Below are 26,832 nucleotides of genomic sequence, written 5' to 3'. Positions count from 1 at the left end.
TGCCCATGAGTGATTTAACCAATCATACCCACCGAAGTACAATTTTGAAATAAAAGGAATTAAAAATATGGAAAAAACAAGTACAGGTGCTGAGTCACCACAGATTATGATTGAAGGTTATAAAGTTATTGTGAAGGTTACAGATAAACCATTAAGTCTTACAGATATACTAGATGATTTATTGGGACGACAGCTAGAAAAAATTTAAGATTTAAGCGGACAAGTTCACATAAATTATGTAAAATAAAAGTGTAGAACCTCAATCCTTAATCGGTAAGCACCTAAAAATTGATTAAGGAGAAGATTATGGCACAAGCATGTATTTATTTACGGTTATCACGTGATGATGGGGATAATGTTGAAAGTAACTCAATTATCAATCAGCGCTCTCTGTTACGTGACTATGCTAGAAATCATGACATTACTATTTTAGAAGAATTTGTGGACGATGGTATCAGTGGCTTAACCTTTAATCGCCCTGATTTCAATCGTATGATGGAGAATATTAATAATAAAACGATTGATACCATCATTGTTAAAGACTTATCTCGATTTGGAAGAGACTATATTGAAACGGGAAAATATATCCAAAGGATATTTCCAGCTATGGGTGTCCGGTTTATCTCTGTTAATGATCACTATGATAGTTTGACTGCAGATGCTAATGAAACCCATTTAGTAATGCCTATTAAGAGTCTTATCAATGATAGCTATTGTAGAGATATTTCCACAAAAGTTCGTAGTACACACAAAGCAAAACGGCTAAAAGGTGAGTTTATAGGAGCTTTTGCTCCGTATGGTTATCAAAAAGATACTAGACAAAAAAATCATTTGGTTGTTGATGAGTCTATCCGTTCAATCATTGAAAAAATATTTACATTGAAGCTGGAAGGCTACTCATCAAATCAGATTGCTATATATCTTAATCAATGTGGTATAGAAACACCATTACAACATAAAAAACGTAACCAAGAAAAACTTAGAGGATTTTGTGGTCACACTAATAAGTGGGGCACCAAGATGGTTAATCGTATTTTAACGAATAGAGTGTATACTGGAGCCTTGGAACAAGGTAAACGGACGAAACTTAATTATAAGGCTCAACACACTATTAAAGTTAATCAAGAAGATTGGATTTGTGTGGAATCGACTCATGAAGGTATTATTTCTGAAAGTACCTTTAAGATTGCTAACAGTCTTTTACTGAGAGATGTTAAGAATAGTAATAATCAACCTAATGAATTTGCTGGTTTATTATTTTGTAATGACTGTCATGCTCAACTCTTACAGCGTAAAATACGCTATAAGAATAACGAAACAATCCAGTTTATTTGTAGTACCTATAATAAAGGGAGAGGCTGTAGTCGCCATGCGATTAAATATGAACAGTTAATTAGCATTGTATCTGAGTTAATCGAAAATCATCTTGATTGGAAGTCTCATCTGATAAAGAAAATTCCAGAGTACCTTTCACAAGAACAGTTATTAGAAATTGACTTTACAAATTTGGTATCTGACCGTAGAAAATATGAACAGTTGCTTCAATCTTTATATATGGATTTAGATGATGGACTGATAAATGAAGCAGAATATCAGGAGTTTCAACGAACCTATCGCCAAAAGCTAAAAGATATTGAACAGACAATTGTTAATAAGAAAAAGCTTGCACAAGAATTAGTTAATAAACTACAAAATAAGAAAACTTGGTTGAAGAAATTGACTTGCCAAAAAGAAGAATCATCGTTGAACCGTCTGACTCTTGTAACCTTGCTGGATCGTATTAACATTTCTGAAAACCAAGAAATATCACTTGTCTTTCATGACTTGAATGAGATTGCTATTTTACAGGAATTATCACTTTCAGAAGTGGGGGTGATTTAATGGCACGTACCAAAAATCGCTACCGTAAATCAGAGGTGACAGATAAGACATCAGAACTAAAACGATACTCTGCTGGTATTTATATTCGCTTATCAAAAGAAAGAACAGAGGCCTGTAGGAATAAATCTCAGTCACTAGAAAATCAAGAAAAACTTGCTAGAACCTTTGCAAAGCAACATGGTCTAACAGTCGTTAAGTGTTATACTGATTATGAATATTCAGGAACAAACTTTATGAGACCAGCCTTTCAAGAAATGATGGATGACATTAAAAAAGGTGTTATCAATTGTATCTTGATACGTGATTTATCACGTTTAGGGAGAGATTACATAGAGATGGGAAGGCTTATAGATAAGGTTTTTCCATTTCTAGGTGTGAGATTTATTTCTATCAACGATAACTTGGATACTCTAAGTGGACTAAAAGAAAAGAAATCTTTTGAAGTTGAAATCAAGAATTTGGTTAATGATATGTATTCGAAAGATATTTCAAAAAAAGTAACTGCTAGTCATATTCAAAAAGCAAGTGAAGGATATTTTATCAGTGGCTTTGCTCCTTATGGTTATAAGTTAGATAAACAAAAACTAGGCAATAAATTAAAGATTGACTTGACTGTCAAACCAATTTTAGATAAGGTGTTTGAGTTATTTTTGACTGGTTATTCTTCCTATAAAGTAAGTGATTGGCTTAATGAGAATAATATAGCTACACCAACTTCATATCGTCAGACAGGAGAATTGTATAGAAGAATTGATGATACAAAGCTATGGTCTAATACTAACCTTCGGCGTATGATTAGAAATCAAGTTTATACAGGGGATCTTGTGCAGCGTAAATCTAACAAACAGTTGTCACCCGATGATTATATCCATTTTAATAATGCCCATGAATCCTATATTAGCCGTAAAGATTATGAAACTATATTAGAATTGATTGCAAATAGGAAAATAACTAAAAAATATGATTATTCTAGGACACCTAATCGTTATAGAGGCTTGCTTTATTTGAAGGGGAGTTACAGGCAAATGTCTAGAGAATATCAGAAATCAAAAAGCAAGAAAAATTGTGAGGGACATTTTTATTATAGAGATTATATTCTTAATAGTAACGCTAATAGAAAATCGGTGTGTATTCGTGAGAATGTTCTAGATAGGATAATTATCACTATTATCCAAGCTGAGATGGCAAAAATTGGAAAAGTTGATGAGTTGTTATCTTCACTAGAAAATAAGTATGAAGCCTACATTCAACTCTTGCAGAGTAAGATTGTTAAGCATAAACAACACATTGTTAGGTTACGAATGGAAATCAGCGATTTATATGCCTCTTATAGTCTTTTAAGAGATAGTCGAGATGACTATATCAGCCAGAAATTAGAAAAAAATAGAAAGATTGAAACACTTATACAAGAAATTGATCAGTATGAAGATAGACTAAAAGCAGTAGATGAAAAGTATAATAGACAAGTTGCTTGGCTAAATACACTATCTAAAAATCATCAATCACCTGTTTTATCTGCCGATTTGCTAAATGCTTTAATAGAGCGTATTGAAATAGACGAGAATAGACAGATATCGGTAACTTTTCTTTGCCAAATAGGGAGTGATGGTAATGCCTAAAATTGCGTTATATCTCCGCCTTTCTGTTGATGAAGCAACTGCTGATGAAAGTAATTCGATTACTAATCAAAGGATTTTACTGAATCAGTATCTTGACCGAACACCAGAATTTCATCCATTTAAACGTATTGAATTTATTGATGATGGTTTCTCAGGAAAAAATCCTAATAGACCAGCTTTTAACAGACTAATGTCGGATGTTAGAGTAGGAAAAATTCGATATATTATTGTAAAGGATTTTTCACGCTTTATGCGTGATTATTTAGAATTTGGGAATTATATTGAAAATATTTTCCCTTTTCTAGGAGTTCGTTTTATAGCTGTAAATGATCAATTTGATAGTTTCACTTCTGAAAACAATGGTGTTGAAATTGATGTCCCTTTTAGAAACTTGTTAAATGATTTTTATGCTAGGGATGTCTCGGAAAAAGTTAAAAGTGCCATGAATACAATGAAGCGTTCAGGTAAGAATATGAGCTGGCTACCTCCATTTGGCTATCTAAAGGATCCGAATGATCGTTTTAAAATCATTATTGATGAAAGTGTAGCACCAGTGGTAAAACGAATTTTTCAACTGTGTATTGAAGGTGTAGGTCTATCTCGAATTGCGATTATTCTTAATGATGAGAATACGATTACACCAGCAGAGCGAAAAAGACAGATCAGTCAGGCGAATTATCAATATCAAATAGTAGTGACTGAGAAGCAGAAGAGAAATATTTGGACTCGTTCCACTGTTTCTCGAATCCTTAAAAATGAAGCTTATAAAGGAACCTATCTATTTAATGCCAAGACAATATTCAATGGTAAACAAGTTAAACGACCAAAGGAGGAGTGGGAGCGAATTGAGAACAACCATGAATCAATTGTAACAAGTGAAATCTTTGAACAAGCTCAAAAGGCTTTAAAATCGCGTAACAATAGGCATTCTTATCAACAATCAACAAAAAAATATGATGTCATATTAACAGGTTTTATGATTTGTGAGCATTGTGGTCATAAATTGACAGCATACACTTATAAAAAGAAGACTCATCACTATTTCTATTGTAGATATTGTAAAGTCCAGGGAATTAGTTTAAAAGGTTGTCGGTCTGATAGAGTGGAGCAGAAGATTTTAGAATATTTAAAATCTAAGAAAGAAGACGTTCCGTCTCAAAAATCGAATAAGTCTCTTGTTTACTTGATGTCACAATTAAAAGCTCAGAAGTTTTCATATTACCAAGATTACAAGGATGAAAAAATTAACCGTGAAACCTATATATATTATAAGCAAGAAATAGATAAGAAGATTGATGATATTGAAGAAGAATTAAACAAATTGAATAATTCTCAATGTATGATTGACAGTTCGCTGTCTAAAGAAACACTTCGAGAATCAGTGAAACAAATTATAGTTAACCATGCTGGTGGCTATCGAATTGACTATAAGAATATCTGAAGAGACTTTATCATGAAGTCTCTTTTTTAAAAAATATTGTTAAGAAATGCTGTCATTAACTTGACACAAGAGGGAAGTCTTTACCCACAAACTTACCACGACGATGATAACAATTTGACTGGTTACGATGTTGAAATTCTTAAAGAAGTTGGGAAACGTCTTAAGTTAAAGATCGACTTCACTGAGATGGGCGTCGATGGTATGCTTACTTCTGTAAATAGTGGTCAAGTAGATATCGCTAACTACTCACTAGAAGATGAGAATAACAACATTAAAAAATTCTTGCGTTCTGAATCATATAAGTATTCATTCACTTCTATGGCGGTTCGTGAATCTGATAACCCAGGAATATCTCTTCATGGGAAGACCTCAAAGGTAAGAAAGCAGCGGGTGCTACAAGTACTAAATACATGAAGATTACTAAAAAAATGGGTGCCGAACTTGTTGTTTATGACAATGTTACCAATGATGTGTACATGCAAAACTTGGTAAATGGGCGTACAGACGTTATCGTTAACGATTACTATTTGCAAAAAATGGCAGTAGCCGCTATCAAGGATAAGTACCCTGTTAAAATCAACGATGGTATCTACAGTAACCCTTACTCAACAAGCTTTACTTTCTCATCGAAGAATAAAACTCTTCAAGAAAAAGTTAATAAAGCCATCAAAGACATGAAGGAAGATGGTGCCCTTACCAAGATTTCTGAGAAATTCTTTGCTGGTCAAGACGTTACAAAGAAAACAAAAGTTGACTACACTGAGATTGATATCTCTGATGTTGAATAATATGAGCGATCCAATTGGATCGCTTATTTGCTAAAGAAATGTTTAGAAAGATAGACTTATGATTATTGATTTTTCGCTGATTTTAAAAAGTATTCCCTATGTCCTAACAGGTCTGCATACACCATAGGAATATCAGTTTTGAGCTTTATCATTGGAAACTTTTTTGCTATTCTTCTTGCCTTTATGCGGATGTCACAAAAGCCTTGGTTAAAGTATCCAGCCCGTATCTACATTTCATTTATGCGTGGGATTCCTATGTTGGTCGTGCTCTTCATTCTTTACTTTGGCTTGCCTTATGTTGGCATTCAGATACCCGCCCTTCTATGTGCCATAATTGGTTTTTCTACCGTAAGTGCAGCCTATATGGCAGAGATTTTCCGTTCATCCATTTCTGCTGTAGATAAGGGACAAGTGGGAGGCTGCTCAATCTCTAGGACTTCCTCAAAAGCCAATTATTCGTCACATCATTTTACCTCAAGCCCTACGTATTGCAGTAGCACCACTTGCAATGTCATTATCGATATGGTTAAGAGTTCCTCATTGGCAGCTATGATTACAGTGCCTGACATTTTCCAAAACGCAAAAATTATTGGTGGGCGTGAGTATGACTACATGTCTATGTATATTCTAATTGCCTTTATTTACTGGGTACTTAGTTTCATTTTAGAGCTTCTTCAAGGGCAAGTCGAAAAACGTTTAACGGTATATTAAGAGTAAAACAGACCGAGAAAAGTATCTTGGTCTGTTTATCACAATATTTAGAATTATTTAATATTTCAACAGCTTACATACATATAATTATGATATAAATTAACGATATTCTTTTGAAAGTTTTTTTAGTGATGAAAAAGAAAACAATCGTTGCAACGACCCTATCGACCCTACTTGTATCAACAGCCATCTTGGCTAATGCTGTTAAGGCTGACGAAGTAGAAACTAGTGCAGCTATTACAGCACCAAGTACAGAAGTAGTAACCACAGAGGCAACTACCGATATGACATCTACTGCAGCAACAACTGCGTCAAACGAGTCTGCAACACCTCTAGCTAGCTCAACCAACTTCAACAGCTGAAACTAGCGTAGCACCAGTTGCTACGGCCAATGAAACAGCAACTGCAGCTGCAAGCCCAGCAACACCAGCAGTTGTGACAAACGCTAGCGCAAGTGACAATAATGATACTGTAACTGTTCTTCACACTAACGACGTTCACGGTCGTATGGTAGAGAGTGACTATAACGGAGTCATTGGCGATGCACTCTTATCAGGTATCGCAAATGACACGCGGTCTAGTAGTAACAACACCTAACGGTAAAGTCTTCTTCGTTTCAACTTCAAACGAAACTCTTAAGGAAACTGAAAAAGTTACTGAAACTCCAAGCCAAACCGAAGAACTTCCAACAACAGGGGATAAAGCTTCACATGCAGGTCTTCTTGGACTGGACATGTTGCTTACGATGTTTGGACTTAGTGGCAAACACAAAGGTAAAGAGAAAAATTAAATAGCTTCTCTGCATAAATAATAAGAGTTAACCAATGGTTAACTCTTATTTGTTTTCTTGTTGCTATGTGTCTTCCTGTACTGGCTCGGTGTTTGAGCATAATAATGCTTAAATTGGCGGTTAAAGTTTGAAAGATTGTTAAAACCAACGCTCGTAGAAATTTCTAAAACTGGTTTTACGCTATTACGGAGTTCCTCACAAGCAGCATTCAGTCTAGCCTAAATAATAATAAATTCAGTGCAAGAGGTACCTGTATGTTGTTTAAATATGGTCATAAAATGCGTCTTACTATACCCCATGAGCTCGGACAATTGTTCAATAGTAAGCGTCTCGACATAATGCTTATTGATGTAATCAATGATTTCCCGAATTTTTTCATTTTTACGATAATGATCATCAGAAGTCTTTCTCTCTACCAAACGATAGTAGTAGAAAAGGTAGAAGAGTTCCTCCGATTTGGACTTAAGTAAAATCCCGTAGTGTCTCTCTTTTTGTCTAATGATCTTAAAAATTGCAAATAGGGTTCCCTTAATTTCAGAATACCCCTCATCAGTTGGTTTTAAACATTGTTTGAACTTAAAATTAGAATTTTGTAATGGTTGAAGATAACGGAGACTAAGAGGATCCACTAGAGATTGTCCTAACATATCTAAATGAAAATGAAGAGTGTCAGTATGGTGCGACAGATTATCAATAGGATGGACAGAATGGAGTCCATTAGGACGAATTAGAAAGATATCTCCAGCCTGACTATCAAAATAGTCATAATCAATGTGATAGCGAGCAGTCCCTTCATAGACGTATTAGATTTCAAGTTCTGGGTGCCAATGAAAAAGAATGTCAGGTCGTCCATTGTCAACCTTAGTTTCAGTTAGTCTAAAAGGGAGAAGATTATCATCAAAATCTATAAAATGTTTAAAATCAGTATCAGTAGTTTGTTGGCCCATCATTAACCTTTCAAAATCATAGGATAGTACCATGACAGCATTTTCTTTTTCGAAAAGCATGGCAAAATCATTTTAAGGTATAAATTTATTATATTTAACATAATTATATTTCTGTAATAACTTAATTTAAAATAAAAAGATAGCAATCTATCTTTTTACATAAATTAAGTTATGTCTATTTACCGAGACAGAACTGACTAAAGAGTTGAGTAATAAGCTCATCCGGTGCGGCGTCACCAGTAATTTCGCCAAGAATTTCCCATGTGCGAGTCATATCAACTTGTAATAGGTCAACAGGCATACCTAATTCAAGACCTTGATTAACGGCTTCGAGACTTTCAAGCGCCTTTTCAATGAGTGAGATATGGCGTGCATTTGAAAGATAAGTAGCATCTTTTTCTACTAAGCCAGCATTATCAAAGAAGAGTTGGTTGATACGATCTTCGATTTTGTCAATGTTTTCATTTTTGAGGACTGAAATTGGGATAAGGTCCTCAGGAAGCTCTTCAGTCTGGATAGCTTGTGGAAGGTCCGTCTTATTTAAGAGAATGATTCGGTTGCTATTTTGGCTGATGTCAAGCAGTGTACGGTCTTGGTCGGTAAGTGATTCAGAGCTATTAAGCACAAGAAGGACCAAATCGGCCTCTTCAAGAGCTTTTTTAGAACGCTCAACACCAATTTTTTCGACAACATCATCTGTGTCACGAATACCAGCGGTATCGATTAACTTAAGAGGAACACCCTTGATATTAACGTATTCTTCAATAACATCACGGGTAGTCCCTTCAATATCAGTGACGATGGCTTTCTCCTCACGTAGGAGATTGTTGAGAAGGCTAGATTTTCCGACATTAGGACGGCCTATGATTGCCGTCGAAAGACCTTCTCGTAGGATTTTTCCTCGTTTAGCAGTTGCAAGAAGATTTTCCAAGAGAGTCTGGAACTCTTGAGTTTTCTCACGGACTAGATTTGTGGTAACTTCTTCAACATCATCATACTCTGGATAATCAATATTGACTTCGACTTGTGCCAAAGTATTAAGGATTTCTTGGCGTGTGTTGTTAATGAGATTTTTAAGCGAACCATCTAACTGAGAGACGGCAACAGTCATAGCCTTATCAGTTTTGGCACGAATCAAATCCATGACAGCTTCAGCCTGGGTCAAATCTATCCGTCCATTTAAGAAGGCACGTTTGGTAAATTCCCCTGGTTCGGCCATACGAGCACCAGAACGGATCAGGAGTTGAAGGATTTCATTGGTAACTGCGACACCACCATGTGTATTGATTTCTACGACATCCTCACGTGTAAAGGTTTTTGGTGCACGCATAACACTGACCATGACTTCATCAATAATTTCATTATTTTCGACAATATGGCCGTAGTTGATAGTATGAGAATCAACGGTTTCAAGATTTTTACCTTTGAAAACCTTATTAGCAATAGCAATAGCATCGGTACCAGACAAGCGGACGATACCGATAGCACCTTCACCTAAGGGAGTTGAGATAGCAGTGATAGTATCGAATTCTTTGGTAATTGACATAGTTTTTCCTTTGGATTTTTTTCTTTACAAGTTTTAAAATGATTTAATTTCATTGTAACTCAAATGAGCAGTAGTAGCAAGGATTGGTTACCTTTAAAGGCAAGAAAAAAGAGCCTGAGCTCTTTTCCTTATTTATGACGTTCAAAATATGATTTAGACTCTTTGAGAATAATTGGTGAAAGGACTAGGAGGGCAATCAAGTTAGGCAATGCCATCAAGCCATTTACGATATCCGCAATTTTCCAAACAACCTCAAGTGTTAGGTAGCCACCAAGAGCGACCATAACTACAAAGATAAGACGATAAAATGAGAGGAATTTGGTAGATTTGAAAATAAATTCGAAACAACGTTCCCCATAATATGACCAACCGAGAACAGTCGTAAAGGCAAACAAGACTAAAGAAAGTGTTAGAGCAAGTTCTCCAAAAGTTCCAAAAATAGAAGAGAAGGCCGCTTGTGTCATTGGTGCACCTTCTAAGCTACCAGACCATTGTCCAGTTACGAGAATAGCAAGTCCAGTAAGCGTACAAATGATAATAGTATCGATGAAGGTACCTGTCATAGAAATCAAACCTTGTTCAACAGGCTCTTCATTCTTGGCAGCAGCAGCAGCAATAGGGGCAGAACCAAGACCTGATTCATTAGAAAATACCCCACGCGCAATACCAAGTCGCATAGCAGCCATGACAGTTGCTCCAGCAAAACCTCCGACAGCAGCTTTACCAGTAAATGCTGATTGGAAAACCATCTCAAGCACAGGGAGCAGCTGATTGAAATTAGCAAAAATGACAATAAGTGCGGCAATGATGTAAAGACCAGCCATAAATGGCACAACTTTTTCGGATACTTTTGAAATAGATTGAATACCACCGAAAATGATAGCAGCAGTAATAAGAGCTAAGATAACACTAACAATTTTTGGTGACCAACCAAAGCTGTTTTGAAGAGATGATGTGATTGAGTTAACTTGCGAGAAGGTACCAATACCCAACCATGCGACAAGAACGCCAGCAAAAGCGAAGAAGTAGGCTAAAGGCTTAGCGATTATTTGCCATTTTCCACTAAAACCGAGTGTGATGTAATACATTGGTCCACCAGAGACATTTCCTTGGTCATCAAGCGTACGGAATTTAATGGCTAAGAGACCTTCAGCATATTTGGTTGCCATACCAAAGAAAGCAGCAATCCACATCCAGAAAAGAGCACCAGGCCCACCAGTCTTAATGGCTGTCGCAACACCAACAATATTACCAGTACCAACAGTTGCAGCAAGTGCTGTGGCAAGGGCTGCAAAACTAGAAATATCACCCTCTCCTTTATCTTCAGCAAAGATAAGTTTAAAGGCTTTAGGCAGACGAATGATTTGCAAAAGTCCAAGACGGATTGTAAGGTAGATACCAGTTCCTACAAGAAGGACAAGAAGGGGAGGTCCCCATACAAAGTCATCAATGGAAGTGAAAAAGTCTAACATGCGTTTAAAATCTCCTTAGACCGAGACATCAAAAAGAGGTTTGGCTTAACCAGACCTCTGAAAGTACAAAGCTATTACTGAAAGTTAAAAACTTTCAATGCTTTCTGTCCTTTTACCTGAGAGTTTCGGGTCTTATCCCTTGCCCCTTCGGTGTCTTGTCTACAGCATAAGCCGTTTCAAGATCTCTCCAGAAGTCCGTCAATCACCAGTCATCCTGATGAAATCACTCGGTTATTATTTTATTGCGGTTCCATCATATCGAAAAAACCGAACGCTGTCAACATATAATTTTATTATATACGTAAAAAAATCCGAATATTGAGCTTTCAATTTATCGTTATCTATAGTTTTCAATCTCTCAAAAAGCACGTAATGTCACCCTTTTTATTAAGCTGAGACCCTAGCAAAAACAAACAGTTTTTCACTCAATTATTTTTTTCTATTACGAATAGACTCTGCATTTTCATCTAAAAAATGATAAAATAGTAGAGCTTATTTTTGAGAATGGAGAATATGATGAACCCATTATTAACTGGTATGAATGATCAACAGGCCGAAGCAGTCCAAACGACTGAAGGCCCTCTTTTGATTATGGCTGGTGCTGGATCAGGTAAGACTCGTGTCCTTACCCATCGCATTGCCTACCTTATCGACGAAAAAATGATCAATCCTTGGAATATTTTGGCCATTACCTTTACCAATAAGGCTGCCCGTGAAATGCGTGAACGTGCAGTGGCTTTAAATCCCGCAACTTCAGAAACCTTTATTGCGACCTTCCATAGCATGTGTGTACGAATCCTTCGTCGTGAAGCGGATCATATTGGCTACAACAGAAACTTTACTATTGTAGATCCAGGAGAACAACGTACTTTGATGAAACGTATTCTCAAGAATCTGAATTTAGATCCTAAAAAGTGGAATGAACGTGCCATTTTAGGGACCATTTCTAACGCCAAAAACGACCTCTTAGATGAGATAGCTTATGAGCATCAAGCTGGTGACATGTATACGCAAATCGTAGCCAAATGTTACAAGGCCTATCAAGAAGAACTTCGTCGTAGTGAGGCCATGGATTTCGACGATTTGATTATGATGACTCTTCGTCTCTTTGACAAAAATCCCGATGTCCTCGCTTATTATCAGCAACGTTATCAGTACATTCACGTAGATGAGTATCAAGATACCAACCATGCTCAATACCAATTGGTGAAACTCCTAGCTTCACGCTTTAAGAATATCTGTGTCGTGGGTGATGCTGACCAATCAATCTATGGATGGCGTGGAGCTGATATGCAGAACATTCTTGATTTTGAGAAGGATTATCCTGAAGCTAAGGTTGTCCTTCTGGAAGAAAACTACCGTTCAACCAAGAAAATTCTTCAAGCGGCTAACGAAGTCATCAAGAACAACCGCAACCGCCGTCCTAAGAAACTTTGGACTCAAAATGATGAAGGTGAACAGATTGTTTATTACCGTGCTAACGACGAGCATGATGAAGCTGTATTCGTAGCTTCAACAATCGATAATATCGTCCGTGAAAAAGTCAAGAATTTCAAAGACTTCGCTGTTCTTTACCGTACCAATGCTCAGTCTCGTACCATTGAGGAAGCCTTGCTCAAGTCTAATATTCCATATACAATGGTTGGTGGGACAAAATTCTACAGCCGTAAAGAGATTCGTGATGTTATTTCTTATTTGAACTTGATTGCCAACACTTCGGATAACATTAGTTTTGAACGTGTCGTCAATGAACCTAAACGTGGAGTTGGGCCTGGCACACTTGAAAAGCTTCGGAACTTTGCCTATGAGCAAAACATGAGTCTCCTAGATGCTTCAGCTAATATCATGTTGTCTCCTATTAAAGGGAAAGCAGCTCAAAGTGTTTACGATTTCGCTAACATGATTCTGAACCTACGTGATCAGTTGGATGGGCTAAGCATTACCGATACTGTAGAAGCTATTTTAGACAAGTCTGGTTATCTGGATGCTCTGTCCATGCAACAAACGCTTGAAAGCCAATCACGCATTGAAAATATCGAAGAGTTCATGTCTGTAACAAAGAATTTCGACGAGACTAATACAGATGGAACTGAAGATGAGACAGGCATTGACCGTTTAGGCCGTTTCTTGAATGATTTGGCTTTGATTGCTGACACGGACGATGGTGAGGCTGAGGCAGCAGAAGTGACCTTAATGACCCTCCACGCCGCCAAAGGGCTTGAATTCCCAGTTGTCTTCCTAATTGGTATGGAAGAAGGAGTCTTCCCTTTGTCACGTGCTTCAGAAGAGCCAGATGAACTCGAAGAAGAGCGTCGTTTGGCTTACGTAGGTATCACTCGTGCGGAAGAGATTCTTTTCCTTACCAACGCTAATACGCGTACGCTTTTTGGTAAGACTAGCTATAATCGTCCTAGCCGTTTCTTACGTGAAATTTCAGATGATTTATTACAATATCAAGGTCTAGCACGTCCAGCCAATTCATCATTTGGTGTTCGTTTTACAAAGGAAGAGCCGATACAATTTGGTCAGGGCATGAGTTTACAACAAGCGCTTCAGACCAGAAAAGCAAATGCACAGCCGCAAAAACATACTGGTGGCGCTCAGCCATTTTCAAAAGCTACTGGGGGACTACCTTTTAGTAAGGCTTCAGACTCTGGAAACTCAGCTACAGATTGGGAAATCGGAGATATCGCTCACCACAAGAAATGGGGAGATGGTACCGTCCTAGAAGTAACTGGAAGTGGCAAGACACAGGAACTTAAGATAAAATTTCCAGAAGTTGGACTTAAAAAAGTCTTGGCAAGCGTAGCACCTATTGTGAAGAAATAGAAAGGGACCGAAAGGTCCTTTTTATAAGCCCTCCCTATCACATTGATAAAAAATTTCTATTAGACAGCTAGCTTTTCTAGGTGTAGAATGAAGGCAACTTTTGTTTTGGAGGACACTCATATGTCACGAGAATTTTCATTTGAAACCTTACAATTACACGCTGGACAAACACCTGACAAGGAAACAAAATCACGTGCTGTTCCAATTTACCAAACCACTTCATATGTTTTTGACGACGCTCAAGAAGGTGAAGATCTCTTTGCCCTTAGAAAGCCTGGTAATATCTACACACGTATTACTAATCCAACAGTAGCAGTACTTGAAGAACGTATTGCAGCCCTCGAAGGTGGTGTTGGGGCCCTGGCTACGGCATCAGGTATGGCTGCAATCACCTATGCTATCCTTGGTTTGGCACATGCTGGCGATCATGTTGTTGCCGCAACAACCCTCTATGGTGGGACATTCAATCTCTTAAAAGAAACTCTTCCACGCTATGGTATCACAACAACTTTTGTAGATGTTGACAATCCTGAAGAAATTGAAGCTGCTATCAAAGATAATACCAAGCTTGTCTTGATTGAGTCTTTGGGAAATCCGCTTATTAATATTCCTGATTTTGAAAAAATTGCTGAGATTGCTCACAGTCATAAGATTCCGTTGGTTGCTGACAATACTTTTGGAACTCCATATCTCATCAATGTTATCTCCCATGGTGTAGATATCGTGGTTCATTCTGCAACTAAGTTTATCGGTGGACATGGAACAACTATTGGAGGTCTTATCGTCGATTCTGGTAAATTTGACTGGGAAGCTTCAGGCAAATTCCCACAGTTGGTTGACGAGGACCCATCTTACCACAATATCAGCTATACGCGTGATGTTGGTCCAGCAGCATTTGTAACTGCCCTTCGTACACAACTTTTGCGTGACACAGGGGCTGCCTTGGCACCTTTCAATGCTTTCTTGCTCTTGCAATGACTTGAAACACTTTCACTTCGTGTCGAACGCCACGTCGAAAATACTAAAAAAATCGTAGACTTTTTGGAAGATCATCCAAAAGTTGAAAAAGTTAACTATCCTGGATTACCATCAAGTCCTTACTATGATTTGGCACAAAAATACTTCTCTAAAGGACCAGGTTCTATTTTCACTTTCCACGTTAAAGGTGGACAAGACGAAGCACGTACCGTTATAGATAATCTTGAAATCTTCTCAGATTTAGCTAACGTTGCTGATGCAAAATCTTTGGTGGTGCATCCTGCAACAACAACTCACCAACAATTGGCAGAAGCTGATTTACTAGCTTGTGGTGTCACTCCAAATCAAATTCGTATCTCAGTTGGTTTGGAAAACGCAGATGATTTGATTGAAGATTTAAAACTAGCTCTTGATAAAATCTAAGTATTTCAATACAAAATGATTTAGCCAGCTCTTTAGTTGGTTTTTTGTTATACTATCCCTATGAAATTTGTTTTTGATTTGGATGGAACCCTATGTTTTGATGGTATGACCATGTCAAAAGACCTACAAAAGGTTCTTTTAACTGCACCAAAATGCGGGCATGAAATTATTTTTGCAACAGCACGCTCTTACAGAGACTGTCTTAGTATTTTAGAAGGAGAATTGAGAAAGCTGACAGTAGTTGGCTTAAACGGTGGTGAAGTCTTTCAAAATGAACGCTTAGTATCACAATACACAATACCTTCTTCTGCTCTAAGAACGATTGTTAGCTACTGTGATATTTATAATCCCCCTTATTTTATTGATGATACCTTTAATTATGCTATTCAAAATTCTGAGCAAATCCCTTTTCTTTCAAATGTTGATCCATTAAACAAAGCAAGGATTTTGCCTGTTCATGAACTTAATGAGCCCATCAAAGTTGTTATTCCACTTGTAGAGCATGAAGATATACGTGAAGACCTTATCTTTAATCTAAACAAACTGGAATGTTTAGACCTTAGTTATCATGATGTCGAAAGGTGTCTTTACATTAATCCTAAAGGTGTGACCAAGGCTAGTACTGTTTTAAACCACTTTGGTAAAGACTTTGTAGCTTTTGGAAATGATCAAAATGATATTTCTCTTCTCAAAAATGCTATATATGGAGTGCAAATTGGTGATTATCCCTACCTAAATAACTTTGTGGATGAGGTTATTCCTGCAATTAATGCAGTTATTGCTGAAAAAATTAGACTACTGTTTGAAAAATTCTAAACAAATGCTTAGGCTTATCCCTATATTTACAGTACAATAGTTAAAAAAGTATTGGAGGACTAACATGCCAACATTTATTGGAAAACCAGTTACAGTAGCTGAAGACAAGCAACTTCAAGTTGGAGATATCTTGCGTGACTTTAACTTGACAGCCACAGATTTGAGTCAAAAAACACTTTCAGAATTCGACGGTAAGAAAAAAGTTATCTCTATCCTTCCATCCATTGATACAGGTATCTGTTCAACTCAAACACGTACCTTTAACAAGGAATTGTCAGAACTAGATGATATAGTGGTAATTACTATTTCAGTGGACCTACCATTTGCACAAGCTCGTTGGTGTGGTGCTGAAGGTCTTGAAAATGCTATCATGCTTTCTGACTACTATGACAATAGTTTCGGAAAAGAATATGGTGTCCTTATCGAAGAATGGCACTTGTTAGCTCGTGCAGTTTTAGTTGCAGATGCTGACAACAAGATTACCTATGTTGAGTATTTGGACAATATCAATTCAGATCCAAACTATGAAGCAGCAGTGACAGCTGTTAAAAGTTTATAATTAAGAGACTTAGGTCTCTTTTTTTGCCTTTATTACAGTTTTCACTTGCAAAAGTATTAGCTTCTTGCTATTATTGTATAGCAATACTCATTACGGATACTAGAATATAAAAAGGAAATCCAATGTCTGAAAAAGAAAGACCTCAACTTATTATCGATTACGAAGCTAATACAGATAAACTCGTTCGTTTAGGAGATGTTGTCGATCAATTTAAAGGAAAAGCCGTTCCTGCTAAGGCAGAACCAGGAGAGTTTGCAGTTATTAACCTATCGGATATGACAAGCAACGGCATTGCCTACGATAACCTAAAGACGTTTTCTGAAGAACGCCGAAAATTATTACGCTTTCTTTTAGAAGATGGTGATGTCCTTATTGCTTCTAAGGGAACGGTTCAGAAAGTTGCTGTTTTCGAAGATCAAGGCAAGCGTGAAGTAGTCGCTTCATCAAACATAACAGTGCTTCGTCCCAAAAAGAAACTTCGTGGTTTCTACATCAAATTCTTTCTTGAAACTGAGATTGGGCGTGCCTATTTAGACTATGCTGATAAGGGTAAGGCTGTCCTAAATTTGTCGACAGCTGACCTCTTGGATATTAAAATTCCTGAGATACCGATTGTTAAGCAAGATTATCAAATTGCTGCTTACTTACGTGGGCGTGCCGATTACCACCGTAAGATGGTTCGTGCAGAGCAGGAGTGGGAAAATATCCAGCAAAACGTTACAGAAGCCCTATTTGGGAATTAACAAAGCCAACAAACTAAGATTTGTTGGTCTTTTTTTCATTCTTCTCGTGTATAATGGAAGTAGTAAATATGTTATTAGGAGGTCATTATGACTACCAACACTATAGATTTATCACAACCTGTTGCAACAATCATAAAAGAGCATCCAGAGGTTAAGGAATTACTGATTAATCTTGGTTTCAAGCCCTTGTCCAACCCAGCTATGCTAAATACTGTCGGTAAGGTAACAAGTTTAAAAGCTGGCTCTAAGTTATCAAATATTCCCTTATCTAAAATTAAGCGAACCTTACTGTTCAATGGTTATGATGTCATCGGAGACTAATATGGAAAACAATCGTATTCAAATACTTAAAGAAATTCTCCTTGATTTTCATCATAGAGCTAGTCCCGAAAGTGTTCAAGAGCGTTTCAATCAACACTTCAAGGGAGTATCTGCACTTGAAATATCTATGATGGAGCATGAATTGATGGCATCTGAAGATGGGGTTACATTTGAAGATGTAATGAGTCTCTGTAATGTCCATGCCAACTTATTCAAGGGAGCAATTGCAGATGTCGAAGTAGCAGATGCTGATCAAGAAGGTCATCCTGTCTATGTTTTCAAGCAAGAAAATCTAGCTCTACGTTCAGCTATACTTCGTATCCGTCGTATCATAGAAAACATCAGTAAGCCTGAAAATGAGCCCTTTAAATCTGATTTATTAAACGGTCTTAAGCATCAGATGACTTTACTTGGGCAATTCCATAATCATTATACGCGTAAAGAAAAGTTTTTCTTTTCCCATTATGGAGCGTTATGGTCACGATTCACCTCCAAAGGTTATGCGGGGAGTAGATGACGATATCCGAAAACTCTTTCGAGATGCAGAGTCTAAACTCCAAGAACTTTCGAACTCTGATGTTGATATTGAAGAATTCTCAAAAGCATTCGAAACATTTTCGGAAGAATTTGAAGCTATGATCTTCAAAGAAGAGGCTATCTTACTTATGATTCTGCTTGAAACCTTCACACAGGATGATTGGCTTTCAATTGCCGAGGAAAGCGATGCCTACGGCTATGCAATTATAAAACCCTCAGCTGTCTGGAAACCTAAGCGTGAGAGTTTTGAAGAGGACAATACGAAGACTCCTCAAAAACAGTCTAGGACAAGGACTGAGGAAAATACCGAAAATACTCGAATCATCGACACTCCTGAGGGTCAATTCACTATCACCTTCACGCTAAAACCAAAAAATGAATCTGTCGCAAACAGAGAAACCACTCAGCCATTTGGTAATGGTTACCTTTCTGTTGAACAGGCTAATCTCATTCTTAATCATCTCCCTTTGGAAATCACTTTTGTTAATAAAGATGATGTTTTCCAATACTACAATGAATAATGTCCCGGCAGATGAGATGGTCTTTAAACGAACACCTAGCCAAATTGGACGAAATGTTGAACTTTGTCATCCACCCAAAGTACTTGATAAGGTCAAGAAAATCTTTAACTTACTCAGAAGTGGGGAACGTGACCAAGTTCCAATGTGGTTCAAGTCTGAACGTTTAGGAAAATTCGTCTATGTAACTTATGCTGCTGTCAGGGATGACCAGGGGCATTTTCAAGGTGTCTTAGAGTATGTGCAAGATATTCAACCTTTCTTTGAATTGGAAAGTGATCTAAATAGAGATATCGATTAAAATGAACAAGTAGTCCTGTGATATCTTCTCATTATAAAAGTTAGGAGGTTAGAGATGTTGTTCTCTGCCTCTTTATGTTTCTACCTAGCTCTTTAGGATTGCTTTTGATATAATTAAAAGTATGATTTCAGGAATTATTAATCTAAAAAAAGAGGCTGGAATGACCAGTCATGATGCTGTTTTTAAACTACGCAAAATATTACATGAGAAAAAAATTGGGCACGGCGGAACTCTTGATCCAGATGTTACTGGTGTTCTACCTATAGCGGTTGGAAAAGCTACTCGTGTTATTGAATACATGACTGAAGCGGGTAAAGTCTATGAAGGCGAAATCACCATTGGATTTTCGACAACTACCGAAGATGCTAGTGGAGAAGTCGTCCAAACAACTCCAATAACAGAGCTAGATGGAGCAACTGTCGATCAGGCGATGGCTAGTTTTGAGGGAGAAATCACACAAATTCCTCCTATGTATTCAGCGGTTAAGATCAACGGAAAGAAACTTTATGAGTACGCCCGAGCTGGAGAAGAAGTTGAACGTCCCCAACGTCAGGTAAAAATTACCGAGTTTGTCCGAACCTCACCTATTGAGCTAGAAAACGGTACCGCAAGATTCACCTTCCGTGTTGCTTGTAGTAAAGGAACTTATGTCCGCACCTTATCTGTTGATTTGGGTGTAAAACTAGGCTTTGCCAGCCATATGTCTGCTCTGCGTCGAACAGCTTCTGCAGGTTTAACATTAGATTCATCCCTAAGCCTGTCACAAATTTCTGAAATGGTAGAAGCAGGAGACCAGTCCTTCCTACTCCCTATCGAATTTGGCGTTCAGGACCTGCCAGCCGTACAAGTCACTGAAGATGATGCCAAAGAAATCTCATTTGGTCGCTTTATTTCAATTAATAGTCAAGAGCCTTTGGTTGCTGCCTTTTTGGGCGATAAAGTTCTAGCTATTATGGAAAAGCGAGGTCAAGTCTATAAACCTAGAAAAGTATTAAGTCAATGAAAGTAACGCCGATAAACGATTATAAAGATATCCATCAGGATAAGGAAACCGTCTTGGTCTTAGGGTATTTCGATGCTCTTCATCGTGGTCACAAGGTCCTTTTTGATAAGGCACGCCAGATTGCTGATGAAAAACAGCTTGAAGTAGCTGTCCTTACCTTTAACGAGAGCCCTCAACTGACTTTCCAACGCTATACGGATGATCTCCTTCTGCATATCACAGCACCTCAGAGACGTTGTGATCTTTTTAAAGCCTATGGCACAGATCAACTTTACTTAACAGATTTTAATAGTGATTTTGCTCGAACAAGTTCTGACGACTTCATTACACGTTATATTAACCGTCTAAAAGCTCAAGAGATTGTAGTTGGGTTCGACTATAAATTCGGACACCATCGCACTGATACGGACTATTTAGACCGTAATTTTTCTGGTACTGTTCATGTCATTGAGGAACAGCAAAGTGGTGGCGAAAAGATTTCATCAACGCGTGTTCGTCAATTAATCCGAGAAGGCAATGTGAAAGAGGCCAATAATCTCTTAGGACATGAATTCTCTACGCGAGGGATCGTGGTACATGGTGATGCGCGTGGTCGGACTATTGGTTTTCCAACAGCAAATCTAGCACCTATCGATAGGACTATTCTACCAGCAGATGGTGTCTATGTCGCAGATGTCGTAATTGATGGTAAGCGCTATCGTTCCATGACTAGTCTAGGAAAAAACGTCACTTTTGGTGGTACAGAGTTACGTCTTGAAGCCAATATCTTTGATTTTGAAGGTGATATATATGGAAAAACAATCGAAGTCTTCTGGTTAGATTATATCCGTGATATGATAAAGTTCAATAATATAGACGAGCTATGTGACCAACTGAAAGCGGATAAAAAAATTGCGGAAAAACTTTAAGAAAGCGTAGCCAAAACTAAGAAAATAATGTATAATATTTTTGGAAAGTTAATATGAAAGGGGTGTTTGCATGGTAATTTTATTTTTATCACCTAGCTGCACCAGCTGTAGAAAGGCACGAGCATGGTTGATCAATCATGAAGTTGCTTTTGACGAACGCAATATCATCACGAGCCCATTAACTCACGATGAATTGATGAATATTTTGTCTCATACGGAAAATGGTACTGAAGATATCATTTCAACTCGTTCTAAAGTCTTTCAGAAGTTGAATATTGATGTGGATAATTTGACAATTGAGGAGCTCATTCAATTGATTTCTGAATATCCAAATCTTCTTCGTCGACCAATCATTATGGATAACAAACATATGCAAATTGGTTTTAACGAAGATGAGATTCGTGCCTTTTTGTCTCGTGACTATAGAAAGCAAGAATTGCGTCAAGCGACTATTAGTGCTGAAATTAAGGGTAATAATGACTAAAGGAAATTATTCCTACCCACTCGATCCATCATGGAGCACTGAGGAAATTACCACAGTGCTTCATTTTTTGAGTCAGGTAGAAAAAGCATATGAGAGTAAGGTTGACCGTGATCAGCTCTTGGAGGCTTATAAGGCGTTTAAAACAGTTGTTCCAGGAAAAGCACCTGAAAAGCAACTAGACAAGGCCTTCCAAGAAGCAAGCGGTTTTTCAACCTACCAAGCTGTCAGAGCTGCTAAAGCAAAAGAAAAAGGATTTGTAACACTTGGAAAATAAACTTGTTTTTGCTAAAGAAATCATCAAGGAAGCTGGGGCGTTTATTAAAAAAAGTTTGAGTAAAACAATCACGGTAGAGGAAAAGTCTGCTTTTGATGATTTAGTAACTAATATTGATAAACAAACGCAAGATTTACTGGTAGCACGCATTAAATCAGCTTTCCCAACAGACAATATTTTGGCTGAAGAAAATAACATGGTTCATAATATCAAAGATGGAAACGTCTGGGTCTTGGATCCTATTGATGGGACAGTCAATTTTATCGTCCAACAGGATAATTTCTGTGTCATGATTGCCTATTACGAAAAGGGACAGGGAAAATTTGGCCTAATATACAACGTTATGGCTGATCAGCTTTTCTATGGTGGGGGTCAGTTTGACGTATACTGCAACGATAAATTGCTTTCACCATATAAGAGACGTCCTCTGGATCGTTGTCTAGTAGGTAGTAACGCTGCTATGTACGCTAAAAATTACCATGGCATAAAAGGATTCATTGACAAAACTTTGGGTGTTCGAGTGTATGGTGGTGCTGGTCTAAGTATGTCCAAGGTCCTTTCTGGTCAAATTTTAGCTTACTTTTCAGTTATTTACCCATGGGATTATGCTGCAGCAAGTATTATGGGAAAAAAATTGGACTACCAACTTGAAACCATTACTGGAGAGCTACTTGATTATTCTAGTCGCCAAGCTGTGATGCTTGTTCCCAAAGATAGACTTGAAGAAATCAGAGATATTCTTAACTCAGAAAATTAACTTTAAAAATATATACTATTCTGGACAAATCAGAATAGCAAGTTCTCTTGGGTGGTCCAGTTTTTTGATAGAAAGGAAACTATGAAATTTCCATCAGATTTTATAGAAAAATATAAAGACTTACTTGGTGCTGAAGCGGAGGAATTCTTTACATCTTTTGATCAAGAAGCCGTGTCTGCCTACCGCATTAACCCTCTTAAAAAGCAGCAGAAGGACTATCCTGATCCTATTCCTGGAACACCTTGGGGCCATTACGGTAAAATTTCAGGAAAATCTTCTGACCACGCGACTGGTTTAGTTTATTCTCAAGAACCAGCTGCTCAAATGGTTGCTCAAGTGGCAGCTCCATCAAAAGGAAGCCGTGTTCTAGACTTAGCCGCAGCACCAGGCGGAAAATCCACGCATCTCCTAAGCTATCTGGATAATACAGGTTTACTCGTCAGCAACGAAATCAATTTCAAACGTAGCAAGGTTCTAGTTGAGAATATTGAGCGATTTGGTGCTAAAAATGTTGTTGTGACTAATACGTCAGCTGATAAACTAGCCAAAGTTTTTAAAAATTATTTTGATATGATTGTCTTTGATGGACCATGTTCTGGAGAAGGAATGTTTCGCAAGGACCCTGATGCAATCCAGTATTGGCACAAGGACTATCCTAGTGAACTGGCACAATTGCAGAAGGACATCCTAGCAGATGGTTTGAAGATGTTAGCCCCAGGAGGACAATTAGTTTACTCAACATGTACCTGGTCTCCTGAGGAAAATGAAGGTGTTGTTGCTTGGATTTTAGAGAATTACCCTGACCTTGAATTGGTGGCAATCCCTAAATTGAACGGGATGAGCGATGGGATTGATTTTCCAGAAACGGCTCGAATGTATCCACACCATTTCAAGGGGGAAGGTCAGTTTGTGGCAAAATTCCAGGATAAGCGCATGCCTGAGCAGTCATGCATCAAAGAGGGGAAAACAAACCTCAATAAGGAGCAAAAACAGCTCTGGGATGATTTTGTTAAAAAACACCTTAAGCTACCTCTAGACGGTTTACTACAAGTCTTTGGCGACAACCTCTATCTACTTCCTAGGGGACTACCAGATCTTTCCAAAGTTAAAATCGCACGCAATGGCTTGCATCTTGGCATCTTCAAGAAAAAACGTTTTGAGCCAAGTTTTGCACTTGGAATTGCTTTAACATCGGATGAAGTAGTCTCAAGTATAGAGTTAACTCAAGGACAATTTGCACAGTATGCCTCTGGTAATGTGGTTACACTTGACCAAACGTTAGAAAACGGTTGGTATCAACTTTTGGTAGATGGTAATGGATTTGGCTTTGCTAAGGTTATTGGAAATACTTTAAAAAACTACTATCCTAAGGGTTTAAGATTCCATATTTGAAGCCTGTAATCAAACTTTAACATGACATAATTAACCTAGACTTGGTATAATTAATTTAATGTCTTTTAACAGTATATATTGAAGGCATTGGTTAAATTTTGTGACAACATATCGGAGGATAGAAATGAAAAAAACAAAAGGCCTTGCAGTGATTTTATCACTGGCAATGGCCATGCTAGTCTTAACTGGTTGTGCCTCTTGGATTGACCGTGGTCAGTCCATTACAGCAGTTGGTTCTACGGCTCTTCAACCCTTAGTAGAAGCAGCATCATATGGTTTCGCTGAAAAGAATCCTGAAATTGTGGTTAACGTCCAAGGGGGCGGTTCTGGTACTGGACTTTCCCAAGTGCAATCAGGTGCTGTTGAAATTGGGAATAGTGACCTTTTCGCTGAGGAAAAATCTGGAATCGATGCCAGTAAGCTCGTAGACTTTCAAGTTGCAGTTGCAGGTATTGCAGTTATCACTAATCAGAAAGTATCCGTTGATAATTTGACAACAGAACAACTTCGTAAAATCTTCACTGGAAAAATCACAAACTGGAAACAGCTTGGTGGACAGGATTTGGAAATTACAATCATTAACCGCGCAGCTAGCTCAGGAACACGCGCAACTTTCGATGCTGTGATTATGGATGGCAAATCACCAATCCGTACCCAGGAGCAAGATTCTAACGGAATGGTTAAGTCAATTGTCGCTCAGACACCAGGTGCTATTTCATACCTATCATTTGCTTACCTTGATGATTCAGTTAAAACATTGAAACTAAATGGATTTGAACCTAATGCGAAAAATGTTGCGACTAACGATTGGCCTATTTGGTCCTACGAGCATATGTATACTAAAGGGAAACCTAATAGCTACACCAAACAATTTTTAGACTACATGATTAGTGACGAGGTTCAAGAAAATATCGTTAAAAAAATGGGATACATTCCAATTCATACTATGAAAGTTACTAAGGATGCTGACGGCAAGGTTACAAAGAAGAGTGAGGAGTAATCATGAAAAATGAAAAATTGATGAAACAACTAACTTCACCCTCTAAAAATTCACGCCTTGAGAAATTTGGTAAAACAATCACTTTCCTTTGCTTGGCCTTGATTGTTTTCATCGTAGCATTGATTTTACTTTTCGTTGCTCAAAAAGGCTTGGCGACTTTCTTTGTTAATAAAGTCAGCTTAGTCGAGTTTCTCTTTAGTGGCGATTGGTCACCGTCTGAAGGCAAATTCGGGGCTCTGCCAATGATTATAGGGTCATTTTTGGTTACCTTACTTTCAGCCTTGATTGCAACGCCATTTGCCATTGGTGCAGCTATCTTTATGACTGAGATTTCTCCTAAGGGAGCTAAATTCCTACAACCCGCTATTGAACTCTTAGTAGGAATTCCATCTGTTGTTTACGGATTCATTGGTCTGCAAGTCGTGGTTCCATTTGTTCGCTTCATTTTTGGTGGAACAGGGTTTGGTATCCTTTCAGGTACCTTTGTCTTATTCGTCATGATTCTACCAACCGTAACCTTTATGACAACAGATGCACTTCGTGCAGTGCCACGTCATTATCGTGAAGCTAGTCTTGCCATGGGAGCTACTCGCTGGCAAACAATTTGGCGTGTGACACTTAATGCGGCTAAACCGGGTATTTTCACTGCCGTTATCTTTGGTATGGCCCGTGCCTTTGGTGAGGCTCTTGCCGTTCAGATGGTTGTTGGAAATTCCGCAGTTATTCCTACGTCTTTAACGACACCAGCAGCAACGTTGACCTCTGTATTGACTATGGGAATCGGAAATACAGTCATGGGAACTGTTTCAAATAATGTCCTTTGGTCACTTGCCTTGGTGCTCTTATTGATGAGTCTTGGTTTCAATATGTTGGTGAAATTTATCACTCGTGAGAGAAAGAGAAATTATGAACGCTAAAAAAGTCGATAAAATTGCTATCAGCACGCTCTATGTGATTGCTGGCATTATTGTAACAATCCTAGCAGCCTTGATTCTCTATATCTTGGTTCGCGGGATTCCACACATCAGTTGGTCATTCTTGACTAGTATGTCATCATCTCACAAAGCTGGCGGAGGAATTGGAGTTCAACTATACAATTCATTATTTCTGTTGGTTATTACTTTAATTATTTCTGTTCCTCTTTCAATGGGAGCTGGTATCTTCCTATCAGAATATGCCAAAAAAGGCCGGCTCAGCAACTTTGTCCGTACCTGTATTGAAATCCTTTCATCACTGCCTTCAGTGGTGGTCGGACTCTTTGGTTATTTAATTTTTGTTGTACAATTCCAGTACGGATTTTCAATCCTTTCAGGTGCCTTGGCATTGACTGTCTTTAACTTGCCTCAAATGACTCGTACCATTGAAGATAGTTTACGCACAGTTCACCACACTCAACGCGAAGCTGGACTTGCCTTAGGCTTGTCTAGATGGGAAACTATATGTCACGTTGTCATTCCTGAAGCTTTGCCTGGTATTGTGACTGGAATAGTACTTTCCTCTGGACGTATTTTTGGGGAAGCAGCAGCACTTATTTACACAGCAGGACAATCTGCACCAGCGCTTAACTGGAGCAACTGGAATCCGCTTAGCATATCTAGTCCAATATCAATTTTCCGTCAAGCTGAGACACTTGCTGTTCACATCTGGAAGGTCAACTCAGAAGGTACGACACCTGACGCCACTGCAGTGTCTGCTGGTTCAGCAGCAGTGCTTATGATTTTCATCTTGATTTTCAACTTTGGTGCACGTCGTTTAGGAGCTTACCTCCATAAGAAATTAACATCCGCTTAAAGG

General features: G+C 38.1%; 23 protein-coding genes, 4 pseudogenes and 1 riboswitch. Of the genes and pseudogenes, 24 read left to right on the top strand and 3 right to left on the bottom strand.

Annotated elements, in window-relative coordinates:
- Window positions 1-67: 67 nt before the first annotated feature.
- The 8 genes and pseudogenes from NST05_RS06090 (at window position 68) to NST05_RS06055 (ending at window position 7,230) form a co-directional block, all read left to right on the top strand.
- Window positions 68-208, top strand: coding sequence for a hypothetical protein (locus NST05_RS06090; RefSeq protein WP_012775552.1), 141 nt, complete (start codon window positions 68-70; stop codon window positions 206-208).
- A gap of 98 nt (window positions 209-306) precedes the next feature.
- Window positions 307-1,881, top strand: a complete 1,575-nt coding sequence (locus NST05_RS06085) for a recombinase family protein (RefSeq protein ID WP_340742927.1) — start codon at window positions 307-309, stop codon at window positions 1,879-1,881.
- Entirely contained in the window at window positions 1,881-3,500 is a 1,620-nt protein-coding gene (locus NST05_RS06080; protein WP_044771620.1) for a recombinase family protein, read from the top strand. The genes NST05_RS06085 and NST05_RS06080 overlap by 1 nt, the downstream gene beginning before the upstream one ends.
- Window positions 3,493-4,941 (top strand): recombinase family protein, encoded by a 1,449-nt coding sequence (locus NST05_RS06075; protein ID WP_340742926.1) that lies wholly within the window; start codon window positions 3,493-3,495, stop codon window positions 4,939-4,941. Before NST05_RS06080 ends, NST05_RS06075 begins: the two co-directional genes overlap by 8 nt.
- A 72-nt stretch (window positions 4,942-5,013) precedes the next feature.
- A pseudogene (locus tag NST05_RS06070) lies at window positions 5,014-5,729 on the top strand (transporter substrate-binding domain-containing protein); the annotation flags it as partial.
- A 138-nt stretch (window positions 5,730-5,867) separates the two neighbouring features.
- Window positions 5,868-6,440 carry an amino acid ABC transporter permease gene (locus NST05_RS06065; RefSeq protein ID WP_231907511.1) on the top strand — a complete coding sequence of 191 codons (573 nt, stop codon included), beginning with the start codon at window positions 5,868-5,870 and terminating at the stop codon, window positions 6,438-6,440.
- A 131-nt stretch (window positions 6,441-6,571) separates the two neighbouring features.
- A complete protein-coding gene (locus NST05_RS06060; RefSeq protein WP_100262484.1) occupies window positions 6,572-6,802 on the top strand; it encodes a hypothetical protein in 231 nt (76 codons plus the stop codon).
- A 155-nt stretch (window positions 6,803-6,957) separates the two neighbouring features.
- Window positions 6,958-7,230 carry an LPXTG cell wall anchor domain-containing protein gene (locus tag NST05_RS06055; protein WP_227972279.1) on the top strand — a complete coding sequence of 91 codons (273 nt, stop codon included), beginning with the start codon at window positions 6,958-6,960 and terminating at the stop codon, window positions 7,228-7,230.
- 38 nt (window positions 7,231-7,268) lie between these two features.
- Here the strand turns inward: NST05_RS06055 and NST05_RS06050 are convergent.
- The 3 genes and pseudogenes from NST05_RS06050 to NST05_RS06040 form a co-directional block, all read right to left on the bottom strand.
- Window positions 7,269-8,210 (bottom strand): annotated as a pseudogene (locus NST05_RS06050) (AraC family transcriptional regulator).
- A gap of 142 nt (window positions 8,211-8,352) precedes the next feature.
- Window positions 8,353-9,723: a tRNA uridine-5-carboxymethylaminomethyl(34) synthesis GTPase MnmE gene (mnmE, locus tag NST05_RS06045; RefSeq protein WP_084828802.1), complete on the bottom strand. Its 1,371-nt coding sequence runs from the start codon at window positions 9,721-9,723 to the stop codon at window positions 8,353-8,355.
- A 128-nt stretch (window positions 9,724-9,851) separates the two neighbouring features.
- Window positions 9,852-11,195 (bottom strand): alanine/glycine:cation symporter family protein, encoded by a 1,344-nt coding sequence (locus NST05_RS06040; protein ID WP_340742925.1) that lies wholly within the window; start codon window positions 11,193-11,195, stop codon window positions 9,852-9,854.
- A gap of 94 nt (window positions 11,196-11,289) precedes the next feature.
- Window positions 11,290-11,396, bottom strand: a riboswitch (glycine riboswitch).
- Window positions 11,397-11,711: 315 nt separating this feature from the next.
- Here NST05_RS06040 and pcrA point away from each other — a divergent pair.
- The 16 genes and pseudogenes from pcrA to pstA all read left to right on the top strand — a co-directional run bounded on the left by pcrA (window position 11,712) and on the right by pstA (window position 26,829).
- Window positions 11,712-14,024 (top strand): DNA helicase PcrA, encoded by a 2,313-nt coding sequence (gene pcrA / locus NST05_RS06035; protein ID WP_084828804.1) that lies wholly within the window; start codon window positions 11,712-11,714, stop codon window positions 14,022-14,024.
- A gap of 120 nt (window positions 14,025-14,144) precedes the next feature.
- Window positions 14,145-15,425: pseudogene (locus tag NST05_RS06030) on the top strand (O-acetylhomoserine aminocarboxypropyltransferase/cysteine synthase family protein).
- A 60-nt stretch (window positions 15,426-15,485) separates the two neighbouring features.
- Window positions 15,486-16,241 carry an HAD-IIB family hydrolase gene (locus NST05_RS06025; protein WP_084828805.1) on the top strand — a complete coding sequence of 252 codons (756 nt, stop codon included), beginning with the start codon at window positions 15,486-15,488 and terminating at the stop codon, window positions 16,239-16,241.
- A gap of 64 nt (window positions 16,242-16,305) precedes the next feature.
- Complete coding sequence (gene tpx / locus NST05_RS06020; RefSeq protein WP_084828806.1) at window positions 16,306-16,800, top strand: thiol peroxidase; 495 nt, start codon at window positions 16,306-16,308, stop codon at window positions 16,798-16,800.
- Between the two features lie 122 nt (window positions 16,801-16,922).
- On the top strand, window positions 16,923-17,543 hold the full coding sequence (locus tag NST05_RS06015; RefSeq protein ID WP_084828807.1) for a restriction endonuclease subunit S: 621 nt from the start codon (window positions 16,923-16,925) through the stop codon (window positions 17,541-17,543).
- Window positions 17,544-17,630: 87 nt separating this feature from the next.
- Entirely contained in the window at window positions 17,631-17,864 is a 234-nt protein-coding gene (locus NST05_RS06010) for a DUF1858 domain-containing protein (RefSeq protein WP_084828808.1), read from the top strand.
- Between the two features lies 1 nt (window position 17,865).
- Window positions 17,866-19,220 (top strand): annotated as a pseudogene (locus NST05_RS06005) (DUF438 domain-containing protein).
- Window positions 19,221-19,341: 121 nt separating this feature from the next.
- On the top strand, window positions 19,342-20,223 hold the full coding sequence (truB, locus tag NST05_RS06000) for a tRNA pseudouridine(55) synthase TruB (protein ID WP_004197018.1): 882 nt from the start codon (window positions 19,342-19,344) through the stop codon (window positions 20,221-20,223).
- Window positions 20,220-21,131, top strand: a complete 912-nt coding sequence (locus NST05_RS05995) for a bifunctional riboflavin kinase/FAD synthetase (RefSeq protein WP_084828809.1) — start codon at window positions 20,220-20,222, stop codon at window positions 21,129-21,131. Before truB ends, NST05_RS05995 begins: the two co-directional genes overlap by 4 nt.
- 70 nt (window positions 21,132-21,201) lie before the next feature.
- Window positions 21,202-21,615, top strand: coding sequence for a Spx/MgsR family RNA polymerase-binding regulatory protein (locus NST05_RS05990; RefSeq protein ID WP_100273633.1), 414 nt, complete (start codon window positions 21,202-21,204; stop codon window positions 21,613-21,615).
- Entirely contained in the window at window positions 21,608-21,889 is a 282-nt protein-coding gene (locus NST05_RS05985; protein ID WP_071417432.1) for a UPF0223 family protein, read from the top strand. The genes NST05_RS05990 and NST05_RS05985 overlap by 8 nt, the downstream gene beginning before the upstream one ends.
- Window positions 21,879-22,646, top strand: coding sequence for an inositol monophosphatase family protein (locus NST05_RS05980; RefSeq protein WP_071417433.1), 768 nt, complete (start codon window positions 21,879-21,881; stop codon window positions 22,644-22,646). The genes NST05_RS05985 and NST05_RS05980 overlap by 11 nt, the downstream gene beginning before the upstream one ends.
- A gap of 81 nt (window positions 22,647-22,727) precedes the next feature.
- The gene (locus NST05_RS05975) at window positions 22,728-24,038 is read left to right on the top strand and encodes an RsmF rRNA methyltransferase first C-terminal domain-containing protein (RefSeq protein WP_084828811.1); all 1,311 of its coding nucleotides are present in this window, start codon (window positions 22,728-22,730) and stop codon (window positions 24,036-24,038) included.
- A gap of 124 nt (window positions 24,039-24,162) precedes the next feature.
- The gene (locus tag NST05_RS05970) at window positions 24,163-25,038 is read left to right on the top strand and encodes a phosphate ABC transporter substrate-binding protein PstS family protein (protein ID WP_084828812.1); all 876 of its coding nucleotides are present in this window, start codon (window positions 24,163-24,165) and stop codon (window positions 25,036-25,038) included.
- 2 nt (window positions 25,039-25,040) lie between these two features.
- Window positions 25,041-25,955: a phosphate ABC transporter permease subunit PstC gene (pstC, locus tag NST05_RS05965; RefSeq protein ID WP_011225969.1), complete on the top strand. Its 915-nt coding sequence runs from the start codon at window positions 25,041-25,043 to the stop codon at window positions 25,953-25,955.
- Window positions 25,945-26,829 (top strand): phosphate ABC transporter permease PstA, encoded by an 885-nt coding sequence (gene pstA, locus NST05_RS05960; RefSeq protein ID WP_084828813.1) that lies wholly within the window; start codon window positions 25,945-25,947, stop codon window positions 26,827-26,829. The genes pstC and pstA overlap by 11 nt, the downstream gene beginning before the upstream one ends.
- The last annotated feature ends 3 nt before the right edge of the window (window positions 26,830-26,832 follow it).

This window comes from Streptococcus sp. FSL E2-3494 (genome assembly GCF_038007085.1).
Taxonomy (GTDB): Bacteria; Bacillota; Bacilli; order Lactobacillales; family Streptococcaceae; genus Streptococcus; species Streptococcus thermophilus.
Note: the sequence above shows the minus strand (reverse complement) of the source record. Positions and strands in the feature narration are given on the sequence as shown.